This is a genomic window from Turicibacter sanguinis, assembly GCF_013046825.1.
Lineage (GTDB): Bacteria > Bacillota_I > Bacilli_A > MOL361 > Turicibacteraceae > Turicibacter > Turicibacter sanguinis.
Window position 1 is genome coordinate 2,537,408 of the sequence record NZ_CP053187.1, and the last position, 14,691, is coordinate 2,552,098.

Genomic DNA, 14,691 nt, shown 5'->3' on the forward strand with positions numbered 1-14,691 from the left:
ATTGGCTGAATCTAAGTCAATATTTTGGACACAAAAAAGTTAAGTTTTTAAGCCACTTGTCGAGCAAGTTGCTCACATTCTTCAGGTGTTAAATAATTAATCGATCCATGCATTCGTTTTCGATTGTACCAGCCCTCTATATATTGAAACAAAGCGATTCTAGCCTGTTCAAATGTAACATATGTTGTTTGATACACTTCTTCTTTCTTTAGAGTGGCATGGAAAGATTCGATACAAGCATTATCGTAAGGACATCCTTTACGACTAAAAGACTGGATGATGTTAAAGTCTAAAGTTAAGTCTTTAAACTCTTGGCTGGTATACTGCGATCCTAAATCAGTATGGAGAATAATCTCACCTTTAGGTTTTTGAGAAAAATAAGCATTCTTTAAAGCTTTGACGATAATATCCGTTGTCATTTGTTTAGAAAAGTGATAACCAATAATTTTTTTAGAATGTAAATCCATGACTGATGCTAGGTAGCACCAACCTTCTTCTTGAACGTGAATATAAGTAATATCCGATACCCATTTTTGGTTAATTGAGTTGGTCGAAAAATCCTGTTCTAGAATGTTTTCACGTTCTAAAACAAGTTCTTTAGATTGCTTATAAGGGGTATATTTCTTTTGAATAATAGAAGCTAAGCCTGCTGATTTCATTAATCGTTGGACACGCTTTAAGCTAACAGATAATCCTTCTTTAATCAACTGACGGTGTATCTTAATAGCACCATATCGACGCTTACTTTCAAAATAAATTTCCTTAATACGTTTAAGCAATTGTTCGTTCTCGTACTTCCATTTAGATTCCGTTTGATGCTTAGATTGATAATAGGTACTTCTTGGAACATATAACACCTTACAAAGTTGTTTAATATCGTATTCTTCTCGGTGTTGCTCGATAAAGTGACATAATTCAGATTGGCTTACCTTCTCGCGAATATGGTCATAGCCTTTTTTAAAATCTCATTCTCCTCTTGTAAACGTAACATTTCTTGCTTCATACGTTTAATGTCCTCTAGGGTAATCTCTGTATCATCTATTGAGGCAATTGGAGAAATCTGTTTAATCCATTTGTAAATTGTTACTTCTGAAACACCATATTCACGACTTAGATCTTTAACTGAACGCCCAGTTTTATAAAGTTCAACAATCATTGATTTAAATTCAGAATTATATTTTTTCATATCGACACATCCTTTAATTATTAAGTCTATTGTAACGACTTAACTTAAATGTGTCCATATGACTATACTAGCACCAGGCGTTAAGATTATTTCACAAATGAATTTCTTTGATTTTATAGTAGGGATTTCTTTTGGTTCGATAATTGCCAAAATTATAATTGATAAAGATCATGTGGTTTTTTCAGGAATTATAGCATTAATAATCTTTACATTGTTAACGATATCAACTAGTTATTTAAATTTAAAAAGTTATGCAGCCAGAAGGATAATAAATGCTAAAACTTTGATATTAGTTGAGAATGGCCGCATTGTTGATAAAAATATGAGAAAGCTTAGGCTTACAATAAATGAACTCATGATGAAGTTAAGAGAAAAGGATGTTTTCGCTTTAGAGGATGTACAATTTGCAATAATGGAGAGTAATGGCCAATTGTCAGTTTTAATAAAAGCTAATAAAAAACCTGTCACGCCAGATGATTTGGATTTAAAGGTCGAGAGCGTTTCTTTAGTAAATGATATTATAATTGATGGAAAACTCATTGATAAGAATCTTGAAATGGCCAATATAAATAAAAAATGGCTACAATCTGAACTTAACCGGAAAAATATACATAAGATTGAAGATGTTTTTTATGTAGGAATAGACCAAAATAAAAAATTAGCTATTTCAGTAAGATATCCGGATGATTTTAATTCTAAAAATAAGTTTAATCTAGAATAAATCTTGAATAAAAAACAAATAGAGCAGTCAATAAAAATATATAGAATGTAATTTCTCCTAAAGCTGACTATTTTCTAACTGTGATTAACAGTAGAAGAAGCATTAGAACTGTTGTCAATTGAATATGCAAATCTAACAAAGATTAATCTCAATATAGCAACTACTTGCTATACTCAGATTAATCTTTTTGTTTTGATTCCATTTTCTATAACAGTTATTTAAAATAATGGACAATTTGCTTTAATCGATGCTGGTGATTGTGATGATGATGCAAAAGTTAAATCATATCTTAAAAATCAAGAGGTTACTGGATTAGAATATTTAATTATTACTCATTTCCATGCAAACCACTTCGGAGATGCTGAAAGCCAAGTCGAAGCGACACTCACAACTATTGGGGATGTTGATTTATTTAAAGCGGGTCATCATGGTTCAAGTACAAGCAATACAGCTTCTTTATTAAATCGCATTACACCAGAACATGTTGTCATCATGGCAGGAGCCAATAATCAATATGGTCACCCGGATGCCGAAGTCATGGACCGTTTTAAAAACTTAGGAATCCCTGTTTATCGAACGGATGAGCAAGGAACCATTATCGTAACCTTAAGTGAAGACGGTGTCTCAGTCAATAAACAACCAGGAAGTTATCAAGCTGGTAAGCAACCTGAAAGTTCAAGTAGCACATCAAATAGCTCATCAGGTAGTTCCTCAAGCAACACCTCACCCAATACCTCTTCAACTCAAAGTCAATCAACTAATGAAAGCTCAACTTCTACTCAATATAAAGATGACAATCCGAATGGAATCTACAATCAGGAATCAACCGCTCCTAAAGAATCCTACAAAAACTGTACGTTGTTAAGAGTAGTTTATCCAGATGGGGTTCCACAAGGACATCCAGCTTATGAGTCAAAACATGATCGCGATAAAGATGGTTGGGCTTGTGAAAGATAAAATAAACCAAGTATGATTATAAAGGTATTAATATATACTTAGAGTCCCTAAATTGGATTCAGGAAAGAATTATATCTTTCTACATAAGAATCCCGTTGAGCAGGGGTAAGGCTTAAGAAGAAATAAAACTGATAACATATTCACATTTCTTGTTACACTCAAAGCAAAGATGAACTACCATTAAAATAGATGCTAATCTGGCGTTTTAAGCAGTTTTAAATGGTGGAACATCTTATGTTTGAAAATACGTAAGATGTTTTTTTATCTCGAGAGAATTAAAAATAACAATTATTCTCTGTTGATCTCTAACCCAACATATGTAAAAATAAAATTATGACAATAAAAAACATATTTACCTATAAATTTACATTAAAATTAGGATAGGGAGCGGTAAAAATGACACAATACTGGCAGTTTACACCAGTTGATCGTATTGAAGAGTCGACTTTTCATCCTGTATTGGAGCGATTTTATAAAAATGGTATATCAGGGTTAATTCGTGAGAATATTCAAAACTCATTGGATGGGAAGTTAAAAGAAATTGAGGGTCCTGTTACAGTAACTATTAAAACTGGAACCATTGATAAAGAACATATTCCTGGATTAGATGAAGTAAAAGAGCGCATTTTGAGTTTACAAGGGCGTAATGGATATACAAAAGAAACAATTGCGCACATGCAAAATAAGCTGCATACTCAAACCATTCAGTATATTTCTTTTGAAGACAGCAATACAAAAGGCTTACGTGGTGCAAAGAATGGGCAAACCAACTCTAATGAGGACACGTGGAGCATTTACGCCTATAACAAAGGGGTTCACACAATTGAAGCAGATGAGTCAGCAGAGCAGGCACGCGGTGGTTCTCACGGAATCGGGAAAATTGCATCAAATGCAGCATCTGATTTGTATCTAATGTATTTTGCGAACTGTGATGAATTTGGGAATCAGCACCTCGGTGGAACTATTCAATTAATTGAACACGAAATGAATTCGAAATGTTATCGTGCAACAGGTTATTTTACACAGATACAGGATGGTAAATTTTATCCCTTTGAAAACCATTACCACGAGGTATTCCAAAAACAAACGCGTGGTTTAAAAATTATTGTACCGTTTTTACGTTCGGAGTTCAGTGATGAAATTGAAATTATAAAGGCCGTTTGTGATAGTTTCTTCTTATCTATTTTAGAAGGCAAGTTGCAAGTCTACATTAATGATAAGTGCTTGAATATTCAAACCATTGGTCAATACATGGCTAATCAAATCTATTATCCAGATCATGTAGAACCTAAAAATTTGAACTTTACACCGTATTATTATCAAACGTATACAGAATTAGAACCACAACGTATTACAATTAAGGATAAAAAAGAAACCTATGAATTCAACTTATATTTTAGATATGATTTATCTATTCCAAAAGGGCGCATTGGGATTATTCGAACAATCGGCATGAAGATTGAGGATAAGAAAATTAGTGGCCATGTCAATAAACCGTTTAATGGAATTTTAATTCCGGTATCTTCGAAAGAAGATGCTTATTTAAAGTCACTGGAAAACGAATCACATACCCAGTTAGCTTTTGATCACATCAAAGATCCAAAACTTCAATCAAATGCTAAACGTTTCATTAATAATATTACCAAAGAAATTAGTCAAGTAATTGAGGTGGCAATTAAACAAAACAATCCAACGGATGGGAAGATTGATACTGGTGATATTTTATATGTGGTTGAAACTCAGTTTAAACAAGAGTTATCTAAAGTAGCTTCACCTGTAAAGTTGAAAAAAGGGAGTAAAGAACAAACTGTGGTTAAGGTTAAAACAGATGTTCCAAAGAAGAAACCGAAAAACAAAGAAGCGAAAGAGCAAGATCAAAAACCACCACTAAAACGTAAACCTCGTGCTAAAGATGAGGATGAAGGTAAAATAAAATACCAAGCACAACCAGATCGTGTTCAACGTGCAATCATTGGTAATGCTGAAATCCTACGCTTTGATTTCTCAAAAAGCCCTGAGATAAAAAATGTAAAGACTTGTGATGTTTCACTTGCTGTTGTTGATGGGATGGGGAAAGAATATCCTAATGAATTAAAGCTTCGTGACGCTTATACACAAATCACCGATTTAACCACAAGTAAATCACTAAAAGTCGAAGGCGACATCATTAGAAATGTTGTCTTAACTAAAGGGGTAGCTCAGCTGAAACTCCAATCATCTGATAATAATCTGAACAAAAATCTGAAATTTGTGTACTATGTGGAGGTGTAGACATGATTTATAAAAAAGAAGCGAATTTCCCATACCCTCTCTTAACAAACACATCAGACTCATACGAACAATGCCAATTCATTTTAGATATCGATTTACAAGAAAACACAGATCATTATCAATTCAATGTGAAATCAGAAATTGAATCATCTTTTATCAAAAAGCTAATTCAAGCAAAACAAGCAAAACTTATTCTTGTCATCCAATCAAAGGATAACAAATTTTATGATGTCAATTTAAAGGAAGATCAAGTTATCATCGCTAAAACACGCCTCTCATTAAGTAAGCGAACAACACTCCAACTACTTATTCAAGCAGTAGGGGATGTGAATTTCGCAACAAATGAAGACTTAGCAAGTTTTTACGATGACATAAAAGAAGACATTACAGTACCAAAACACTCTGTTCTTGGATTCTCAAACTGTGTCATCTTCGATGGAAGTACAACTAAACCATTTGACCTATTTGAAAAGAAACTAAATCCAGATTTAAAATCAGAAATCGCAATTGATTTAGGTAGTGAAACAATTATTATTCAGTATAAACACGAAGAGTTCCAGTTCAATGATTCAAGTATGAGCGGAACCTTAAATAATCCATACATCTATATGGGACTTCAAAAAGCACTTTATCGCTTTATTATTAAATATGGTGAAGATGATCAAGTCTACTTAGAAGACATCGAACACCCTGAAGATGGACTAGACTTCAAACTATATAACTTGATGAAAAGTAAGATGATAACAGAGTTGAATACCGAAAATATGGATGAAGTTATTTCTAAAATTTCAGATAAAATCTTAAACAAGTTTACAACTGCGGTAAGGGGGCTTTATAAAAATGAAGATTAATTTATTAGACAAAGGTTATAAAAATAACGAAGACTTCTACAATGCCTTCCTTACTAATAGCATGGAAGAATTTTTAAGTGATGAGGTAATAGATTTAAAATCTGCTCCAGACTTTCCGATCTACCTCAATATACCAGATGAAACAGAACGCGCAAACAAATTCATCGAGGCATTTACTGTCATTGCAAATCACTATTTGCAAACTGATCGTGACACACATTTCGATGAACGTTTCTGGCACTCGTTCCTATGCACGGCAAAAAGAGACTATATTTTAGAAAACTATCCTCAAGTTAAATCCGGGATAAAAGAATTTAATAATGTTGTCCTAAAGAAATTTGACTGGGAAAATTATATTTATAAATGTATTCTTGGTGCTCAGTATGTCGTCGATCATGTGAAAGATTCATCACGCCATGACCACTACTTCCGTCTAATTGCTGATAATTTAGATCTGTTTAACTACATGTTAAAATATCCAGTATTCCGCAATGGAGAATTTATGATCAATATTTTAGATATTGTGGATGAGTATGACTTATCAGCTATCTTAAAGCAAAAAATTACATGGCGCGATGATTTAGGAAAAGATGAGCGCGTTGGAAGACGTGTACTATTTGAGTTTAATAAAAGTTATCCAGTTATCTTGTTCCCAATGCTGAGTAAGAAAGAATTAGAACCATTATTTTTTGAGTATTTGGAGATGTATTGGGATGAAAAGAGTTAAATTATCCTGAAAATTTTTTTACTACTTAAACTTTTAACGGTATGTTGTATTTGTCCAAATATTGTCGCATGACTTATGTTAATACCAAGTAATAATGTATTTAGACTACTATTTTCCCTTTTCTTGAAAGATTCTAATATTTTTAGATCGATAATTTCATGAAACGAAATACATGAGAGATAAATTAATAAATCTATTTATTTAGCATATTTTCTCTCACTTGAAATATGAAGAAAAAATTATAAAATTGTTAAACTTAACTATTTGGCAGTATTCAAACATAGTTATCATAATATTCACTTGATCTTGATATCATTTGGATATAGAATATATGTAATAAAAAGGAAAAACGGAGGGGAATATGGAAATTATTAAACATGAACTAAAAAAAATAATTGAATTTTCCGAAAAAATTGGAGAATCATTAAGCGAAGAGCAAGCATTTAATTTTTTAATTTTACAATATTTTTATTTTAATGGAAGTGACATCAGTAGTAAATGGGTTGATATAAAATCTTGTATTACTGATGGACCCAATGATGGGGGAATAGACTTCGTATACTTCGATGAGGATAATTCAAAAATAATTATTGGACAAAATAAGTGTGTTAAACAAATGAGTGTAAATGAATCTTTAAATGAATTTAATAAAGTCCTAAGAACTATCAAGGATTTTGAATTGCAAAAAACTGGTTCATATAATAATCGATTAAAAGAAGTTTTACAAGATAGCTTAGACAGACTAACGGATGAAAATATAGGAAATATAGAGTTTGTATTCTCTTGTTCATCTGCATTGAATAAAAATAAGGTTATAGAAAAAATAATGTCAAACGAATCTCATATGATAGAACAAATAACCTTGAATGCTATAGAAGACATTGAAACAAGAATCGAGTTATTTCAAAGTATAATAAATAAAGTTTCAGAAGCAAAATTAAAATTAGATAAACCAAAAAACTTTTTATCATATCAATCTGAGAATATGGAAGGTATCTTTGTTAATATTAGTTCAAAATCATTGACAAAAATATATAATAAATATAAAGATAAAGGATTATTTGATTTGAATATAAGAAAATATATTCGCAATAAATTAGTGGATGATAGTATAACAGATACAATTAGAAACAATAGTGAAAACTTTTGGTTTTTAAATAATGGTCTAACAATCGCTTGTGATGAATTTTCACTTGATGGAGATAACATTAGACTATATGATTTTTCAATTGTAAACGGAGGACAAACAACAAATCTAATTGGGAAATCCAACACTGAAAAAGAATTTTTTATTCCTTGTAAAATAGTCAGAAATTTGGATGGAAATGATGAGAACTTCTTTTCAAAAATCGCGGAGGCAACTAATTCTCAAAAGCCAATACAATCTAAAGATTTAAAATCTAATTCACCTGAAATGAGACGCTTAAAAGCACTCCTAAAAGACTATAAAATTGATTTGGAAATTAAACGGGGTGATAAAAAACTTCCATCATCATATACAAAAATTAAAAATGATGAACTTGCTCAAATTATCCTGTCATTTGTAAATCAAAAACCAGGAACATCGCGCTCTTCTAAAAATTCATTGTTTTCAAACAATAAATACTATAGTTTAATATTTAAACAACCTTATCATAAATCTGATGAAAAGAAGAAATTTTTAGTTGATTTAATTGATTTAAATACAAGATTTACTTACATAAACGATAAATTAAAAAAACCGGGAGAATTACAAGTCGAAGAGCAAATTATTCTGAAAAATGGTAAACAAATTTTATTTTCATTATTTGGTGTTGTTTATCAATTAGTCAATAATGATCTAACCCTCGAAGAACTCAAACATGATGATTCTCTTTTAACTACACGTGATTTTCCATATAATTCACTCTTATCGAACTATACTAGTGATGATATTGATAGTAAATTGACTGATTTGATTAAACTATTAATTAATATTTTGGCAAAAGAATATGATAATCAATATCGTAATGGAAAAGTTACTAGTGTTAGTAATTTTTTTAAAACAGACAAAAAATATCAAGATGATATTTTAAGAAAAACTTTTATTCCTGAATTTTCAAGAACACGTAATTATGATGAATTAATGGAATACGCGTCAATTTTTAAACGTTAACAAAATATATGTTATTTTATAATAGTTTTATTCAAAATCAATTTTCATATGCAATATACATTTTGAAGTGTATGATAACTGGTTGGAGTATTCTACAAAAGTTCATTTTTTTATTTTATATACGAAATAATAAAAAGAGTAATCTAAATTTAGCAAACTTCAGATTACTCTTTAACTTTGGGCTACGATAATTCTATGGTTCTTATACTAGGACTGAAAGAGCATTTTTCGTTTTTAAAATCAAAATTACTTTGTTGACTTCAAGACAATATTTCTCTCAAATCCGCCACGTGCGGATTTTTTTTGTTGGCGTTTCATTAGTAAATCTTCTTCAGTGTATCCCATTTTATGTGCTAAACCGAATAAAACTTCCATAACATCCGCTAATTCTTCTAAGTTTTTATCTTGTTTGAATTCTGAGACTTCTTCGTCTAACTTTTTCACTAAGTATTCAAATGCTATTTCGTTATCGACAATTTCAATTTCTGCTTGTTTGCCACTGTCCTGAATAATTTCAGGAATTAAGTCTCGGACTAATTTATCATATTTAATCATATTTTTGCTCCTTTTTACCTTTTATGATTTTATTATAGTCGCTCACACTAATTAATGTCAAAATTTGAAAATAATGATACACTATATTTATATTGTAAATTAGGGGAATGATCGATGAAATCAGTAAAAAGTATAACAGGTTATGATGATTACTTATATGAACATATGAAAAAAAGTTTTGAACGAGCGAAGAAAGTTGATATTATTGTTTCCTTTTTGATGGAATCAGGTGTTAAACTCATCGTAGAAGAACTTAAACTTTTAAAGGAACGTAAGATTCCCATTCGTATTTTAACTGGAAACTATCTGAATATTACACAACCCTCAGCTTTATATTTAATTAAAGATTTATTAGGAGATTCCGTGGATTTACGTTTCTTTAATGATCCTAATCCTAAACGTAGTTTTCATGCCAAATCATATTTCTTTGAATATGAGGATGGAAAAGAAATGTATATTGGATCGTCAAATTTATCGAGATCTGCTTGGACAGATGGGGTAGAGTGGAATTTTAAAGTTAATCAAAAAGATTATCCAGAGGATTACAATCATTATTATGAAACATTCGAAGATTTATTTTATAATCACTCAATTCTGATTACCGATATTGAACTCGACTTTTATTCAAAGAATTGGAAGAAAAATAAGATTTATACAACCACGCCATTTCAAGTCGTAAATCAAGAACTCGCAGCAGAATCGGAATCTACGAACTATACCAATTTATTTGAACCAAGAGGTGCACAAATTGAAGCTTTGTATCACCTAAAGAGAACACGTGAAGAAGGCTTTGATAAAGGGCTTGTCGTGGCTGCAACGGGAATTGGAAAAACGTATTTAGCAGCCTTTGATTCGAAAGAATTTGAACGCGTGTTATTTGTTGCGCATCGCGAAGAAATCTTAAAGCAAGCAGCGAAAAGTTTTAAGAATGTTCGTCACTTAACTGAAGTTGGATATTTTATGGGAAATCAAAAAGATACGACACAAGACGTCATTTTCGCGTCGGTTCAAAGCTTAGGAAAAATGGACATTTTAGCCTCTAATGTATTCGCTCCCGACCACTTCGATTATATCGTCATTGATGAGTTTCATCATGCAGTAGCGGGCAACTATCAAAACATTATTAATTACTTTAAACCAAAATTCTTGCTTGGATTAACAGCCACACCGGATCGGTTAGATAATAAGGATGTTCTTGCAGTCTGTGATTATAACTTAGTTTATGAAGCTCCACTACGTAAAGCCATCAATCAAGGGTGGTTAGTGCCCTTTAGATATTATGGAATCTATGATGATACGGTGAATTATGATGAGGTCACGTATCAAAATGGAAAATATCAATCCAAGTCTTTGGAAGAAGCACTCGCAATCAACAAGCGAGGAGAATTGGTACTCAGTCATTACCGGAAATATATTTCAAAACGTGCGATGGGATTTTGTTCAAGTAAACGTCATGCTGACTTTATGGCACAATTTTTCGTCGCAAATGGTGTGAAAGCATGTGCGGTCTACAGTGGAGAGGGGGGACCATTTTCCATGGAGAGAAATGAGGCTTTAAGTCAATTAGTTAAAGGTGACATACAAGTGATTTTCTCGGTTGATATGTTCAATGAAGGCCTTGATATTGCGGCCATTGATATGGTGTTGATGCTACGTCCGACTGAATCTCCAACCATTTTTCTACAACAATTAGGTCGTGGACTTCGAAAATCGAAAGATAAAAAGTACCTAAATGTGCTCGACTTTATTGGAAACTATAAAAAAGCAAACTTCACCCCCTATCTGATTGCAGGAGCAACTAAAACAGACTTTACTAAAACAATAGACGTTATTCATCAAGAAGAGTTAATTCCTGAAGATTGTAGCATCGACTTTGACTATCAACTCATCAATTTATTTGAAAAAATGGATCAATCTTCAATGAAACTTCAAGATTATATTAAAGAGGAGTACCAACGAATTAAAGCTGATTTAGGATACCGTCCAAGTCGTGTTGAATTATTTACTTATATGGATGAAGACCTATACATCAAAATGAAATCTCAGTCAAAACTCAATATTTTCAAAGACTACCTTAAATTTTTAAAAAATCAAAATGAATTAACTGAAGAAGAATTAATGTGGATTGAGTCTGATGCTGCTTCATTTATCAATATGATCGAGAAAACTGCTATGTCCAAAACATATAAAATCCCAACCATTCTAGCCTTTATCCAAAACAATAAGTTGAAGCTATCGATTACAAATGACGATTTATTCCACTCATTTAAATCATTCTATCAACAAGGATCAAATGGAGTAGACTTAAAACGTGACAAGGGAACAAAAGACTATCAAACCTGGAGAAGTAAAGAATACATCAAACTAGCACGAAATACAGCTGTCAAATATTTATGCCAATCTGAATCAGATTTCTTTACATCAGACGAAGATTACATGTATTTAAATAAAGAATTGGAAGCTTTAATTACTAACACAAGTTTTATTAAACAAGTTAAAGATGCACTAGAATTTAGAAAACAGGAGTTTTATAAAAATAGATTAGACGATTATTCAAGAAAGACATAATTAATCAGTATACAATGTAGGGGGAAGGATATAATCATGAATCACCTAAATTTATTTAATCCATATCGAAATAAATTAAATAGTCACGAAGATGAACTCACCAGAAATTTTCTTATTCTAGTTAAAAATATTCCCTTAATTCAAGTGATTTTTTTTGAATTAATAAAAAATGAGATGAAAGAGATAAACGTTGATTCAATAATAGATGGAGATTTATTTGTAGAGGATATTTATACGCAATTATCAAGTAATAATTCTTTATTTTCGTCACCTTTACTAGAGGGAAGAACTTTAATTTCAATTATTATTTCAGATGATAAGTTAGAAGATAATGTAAAAGTAAAAAATGATACTAGACAGGCTAGATATGATGGTGTGATTACTGCTAATCCATCTTGGCTATTTATTATTGAAAATAAACCTTCAAAAGAAAACATATGGACTAGACAGTTAAATCCAAATATTCCAGAAGATAGTGATATCACCATAGTTGAAGAGCCTTGTTGCTTATCCTGGAGAGCTATTATTTCAAAGTTAAATGTCATCTTGCAAAAAAATATGGTCAATGGTTTAGAGTACATAATGATAGAAAATTTTATTGAATATGTAGATAATGAATACCATTGGCTTAATCCTTATACCAATTTTGATTTATGTAAAGGAAATATCTATTTATTAAATAAACGTTGTATAGCTATTATGGAATCGAGTAACTTATGTCATAAAGATACTACCGTGAAATATCACAAAGGATGGCGACACTATATAGAGAGTGGGAAAAACACCATTAAGCAGATTTCTTTAGATGCAAATGCCCACCAATCAAGTTGGACAATAAATTTATGGTTATACGCTGGTGACACAATGAATTCTTCTAAAGAAGTCTATGAAAAATTGAATATTGATGGCCTCCTAAAGTTACAAGAACAGGGATTTAAAGTAGAACCTAATTTTCACATTTCCTATCGCTCTAGTAACTTATTATGGTTTAAGGGGAATCTTAATCTATCGGAATATTTAACTTATTGGAAAAAAGAATATAAAACTCTCAAACAAATTAAACGTTCAGAGTTTGGGGAATTTTTTAATAAGCTAATTGAAAGTCAGAATATGTTAAAAGAAGAAATGGACACTGTCCAAGAAAAAATCCTTAGTAAAAATTATGATAAGTTAAATATTTGTCCGGGAATAAAGATCACTTATCTATGGGAAAGTGAAGAGGCAATAAAACTTGATAAAAGTAAAAAATTTGAAAAGGAGTTCAAATCAAAAGTATTAATGGCCTTTGATACATTGGGAGGGATTTAGTTTTTTATCAGTTTTCTAATAAATTATTTTAATAGCTGAATTAATATTATTTTATCTTGAAGACGAAGAATCATTGAATTGCATATCTGAATAATGTTATTAATAAAGTTTCATAGGGGGAAAACAATATGACTACCAAAAAATTAGGGTTTGGGTTTATGAGGTTACCGGTTTTAGGGGAGGGAGATATCACGAACGTTGATTATGAGCAAATCAATGAAATGGTGGATATCTTTTTAAATCGTGGATTTACGTATTTTGATACGGCGTACATGTATCATCGTTATATGAGCGAGAGCATTTTGAAAAAGACGCTGGTTGAGCGTCATCCACGTGATTCATATACAGTGGCAACGAAGATGCCAACCATGTTTTTAAAAGTTGAAGAAGATTTAGAGCGTATCTTTAACGAGCAACTTAAAAAAATCGGCGTTGATTATTTTGATTATTATTTGTTGCACTGCCTAAATGTTGAAAACTATGCCATTTGTAAGAAACTAGATGCCTTTACCTTTGTTCAACGTAAAAAAGAAGCGGGACAAATTAAGAAAGTCGGGTTTTCCTTTCATGATACGGCTGACGTGCTCGATGAAATTTTAACGGCTCATCCGGAAATGGACTTTGTCCAGCTCCAAATCAATTATCTCGATTGGGAAGATGAACAGATTCAATCACGTAAATGTTTTGAGGTCGCGCTTAAACATCAAAAAGACATTATTGTCATGGAACCGATTAAAGGTGGGACATTGGCCCAAGTTCCAAAACCGGTTGAAGCGTTGTTTAAAGGAGTTAATCCACAGAATTCGGTGGCATCATGGGCTATTAGATATGCGGCAAGTCTTCCTAACGTGATGATGGTACTAAGTGGGATGTCAAATCTGGAACAATTATTAGATAACACAGCCTACATGCAAAACTTCGTGCCCTTTAATGAGGAAGAATTTAAAATTGTTGAGACTGCCACTCAAATCATTCAAAACCAAGACTTTATCCCCTGTACGAATTGTCAGTATTGTGTGGAAGGATGCCCGAAAAAGATTGCCATTCCATCGTATTTCATACTTTATAACAGTGATACCACGCAAAAAGAAGCTTATCTTAATTACACCCAAACACATGGCAAAGCATCAGACTGTATTGGTTGTAAAAAGTGTGAGCGCATGTGCCCACAACATCTCCCAATCATTCAATACCTAAAAGAAATCACTAAAACATTTGAAGATTAAATCGAGAAAATCAGGTCGTAATGAGACGGCTTGATTTTTTTATTTATTTTAAAAACACCTCTTGTCTTAGAGTTAACTTTAAGTGTTATAGTAATCATAGAGTCATCCAAATACTGAGATGTGAATTAACTAATCACCCTGTTAAGTCTCTGATCATTTAAGTTGTTGATAGCGATGATTGGATAGA

At 31.7% G+C, this 14,691-nt stretch carries 11 protein-coding genes and 1 pseudogene; 10 read left to right on the forward strand and 2 right to left on the reverse strand.

Features of this window, described 5'->3' with window-relative positions; translation table 11 throughout:
• Positions 1-47 precede the first annotated feature (47 nt).
• Positions 48-1,186, reverse strand: a protein-coding gene (locus HLK68_RS12330) for an IS3 family transposase (RefSeq protein WP_238698366.1) whose coding sequence is annotated in 2 segments (ribosomal slippage) — positions 48-961 and positions 961-1,186 — 1,140 coding nt in all. Because the reading frame shifts where the segments join, the coding sequence is not laid out codon by codon here.
• Between the two features lie 58 nt (positions 1,187-1,244).
• On the opposite strand from HLK68_RS12330, the gene HLK68_RS12335 reads away from it, so the two are divergent.
• The 7 genes and pseudogenes from HLK68_RS12335 to HLK68_RS12365 all read left to right on the forward strand — a co-directional run bounded on the left by HLK68_RS12335 (position 1,245) and on the right by HLK68_RS12365 (position 8,847).
• Positions 1,245-1,907, forward strand: coding sequence for a DUF421 domain-containing protein (locus HLK68_RS12335; RefSeq protein WP_155062401.1), 663 nt, complete (start codon positions 1,245-1,247; stop codon positions 1,905-1,907).
• A gap of 237 nt (positions 1,908-2,144) precedes the next feature.
• Positions 2,145-2,261: pseudogene (locus tag HLK68_RS14835) on the forward strand (hypothetical protein); the annotation flags it as partial.
• A 138-nt stretch (positions 2,262-2,399) separates the two neighbouring features.
• Positions 2,400-2,864, forward strand: a complete 465-nt coding sequence (locus HLK68_RS14760) for an excalibur calcium-binding domain-containing protein (protein WP_132942729.1) — start codon at positions 2,400-2,402, stop codon at positions 2,862-2,864.
• A 396-nt stretch (positions 2,865-3,260) separates the two neighbouring features.
• On the forward strand, positions 3,261-5,135 hold the full coding sequence (locus HLK68_RS12350) for a hypothetical protein (RefSeq protein ID WP_132942728.1): 1,875 nt from the start codon (positions 3,261-3,263) through the stop codon (positions 5,133-5,135).
• A gap of 2 nt (positions 5,136-5,137) precedes the next feature.
• Complete coding sequence (locus tag HLK68_RS12355) at positions 5,138-5,986, forward strand: hypothetical protein (RefSeq protein ID WP_055165930.1); 849 nt, start codon at positions 5,138-5,140, stop codon at positions 5,984-5,986.
• Positions 5,976-6,713 carry a hypothetical protein gene (locus tag HLK68_RS12360; protein ID WP_006785102.1) on the forward strand — a complete coding sequence of 246 codons (738 nt, stop codon included), beginning with the start codon at positions 5,976-5,978 and terminating at the stop codon, positions 6,711-6,713. The genes HLK68_RS12355 and HLK68_RS12360 overlap by 11 nt, the downstream gene beginning before the upstream one ends.
• Before the next feature lie 361 nt (positions 6,714-7,074).
• Complete coding sequence (locus tag HLK68_RS12365; RefSeq protein ID WP_055165933.1) at positions 7,075-8,847, forward strand: AIPR family protein; 1,773 nt, start codon at positions 7,075-7,077, stop codon at positions 8,845-8,847.
• A gap of 246 nt (positions 8,848-9,093) precedes the next feature.
• Here the strand turns inward: HLK68_RS12365 and HLK68_RS12370 are convergent, their stop codons facing one another.
• On the reverse strand, positions 9,094-9,402 hold the full coding sequence (locus HLK68_RS12370; protein ID WP_055165936.1) for a nucleoside triphosphate pyrophosphohydrolase: 309 nt from the start codon (positions 9,400-9,402) through the stop codon (positions 9,094-9,096).
• Positions 9,403-9,516: 114 nt separating this feature from the next.
• On the opposite strand from HLK68_RS12370, the gene HLK68_RS12375 reads away from it, so the two are divergent.
• The 3 genes from HLK68_RS12375 to HLK68_RS12385 all read left to right on the forward strand — a co-directional run bounded on the left by HLK68_RS12375 (position 9,517) and on the right by HLK68_RS12385 (position 14,504).
• The gene (locus HLK68_RS12375) at positions 9,517-11,970 is read left to right on the forward strand and encodes a DEAD/DEAH box helicase family protein (protein ID WP_129821453.1); all 2,454 of its coding nucleotides are present in this window, start codon (positions 9,517-9,519) and stop codon (positions 11,968-11,970) included.
• 36 nt (positions 11,971-12,006) lie between these two features.
• Complete coding sequence (locus HLK68_RS12380) at positions 12,007-13,278, forward strand: hypothetical protein (protein ID WP_055165608.1); 1,272 nt, start codon at positions 12,007-12,009, stop codon at positions 13,276-13,278.
• Positions 13,279-13,406: 128 nt separating this feature from the next.
• Entirely contained in the window at positions 13,407-14,504 is a 1,098-nt protein-coding gene (locus HLK68_RS12385; RefSeq protein ID WP_055165605.1) for an aldo/keto reductase, read from the forward strand.
• Positions 14,505-14,691: the final 187 nt, after the last annotated feature.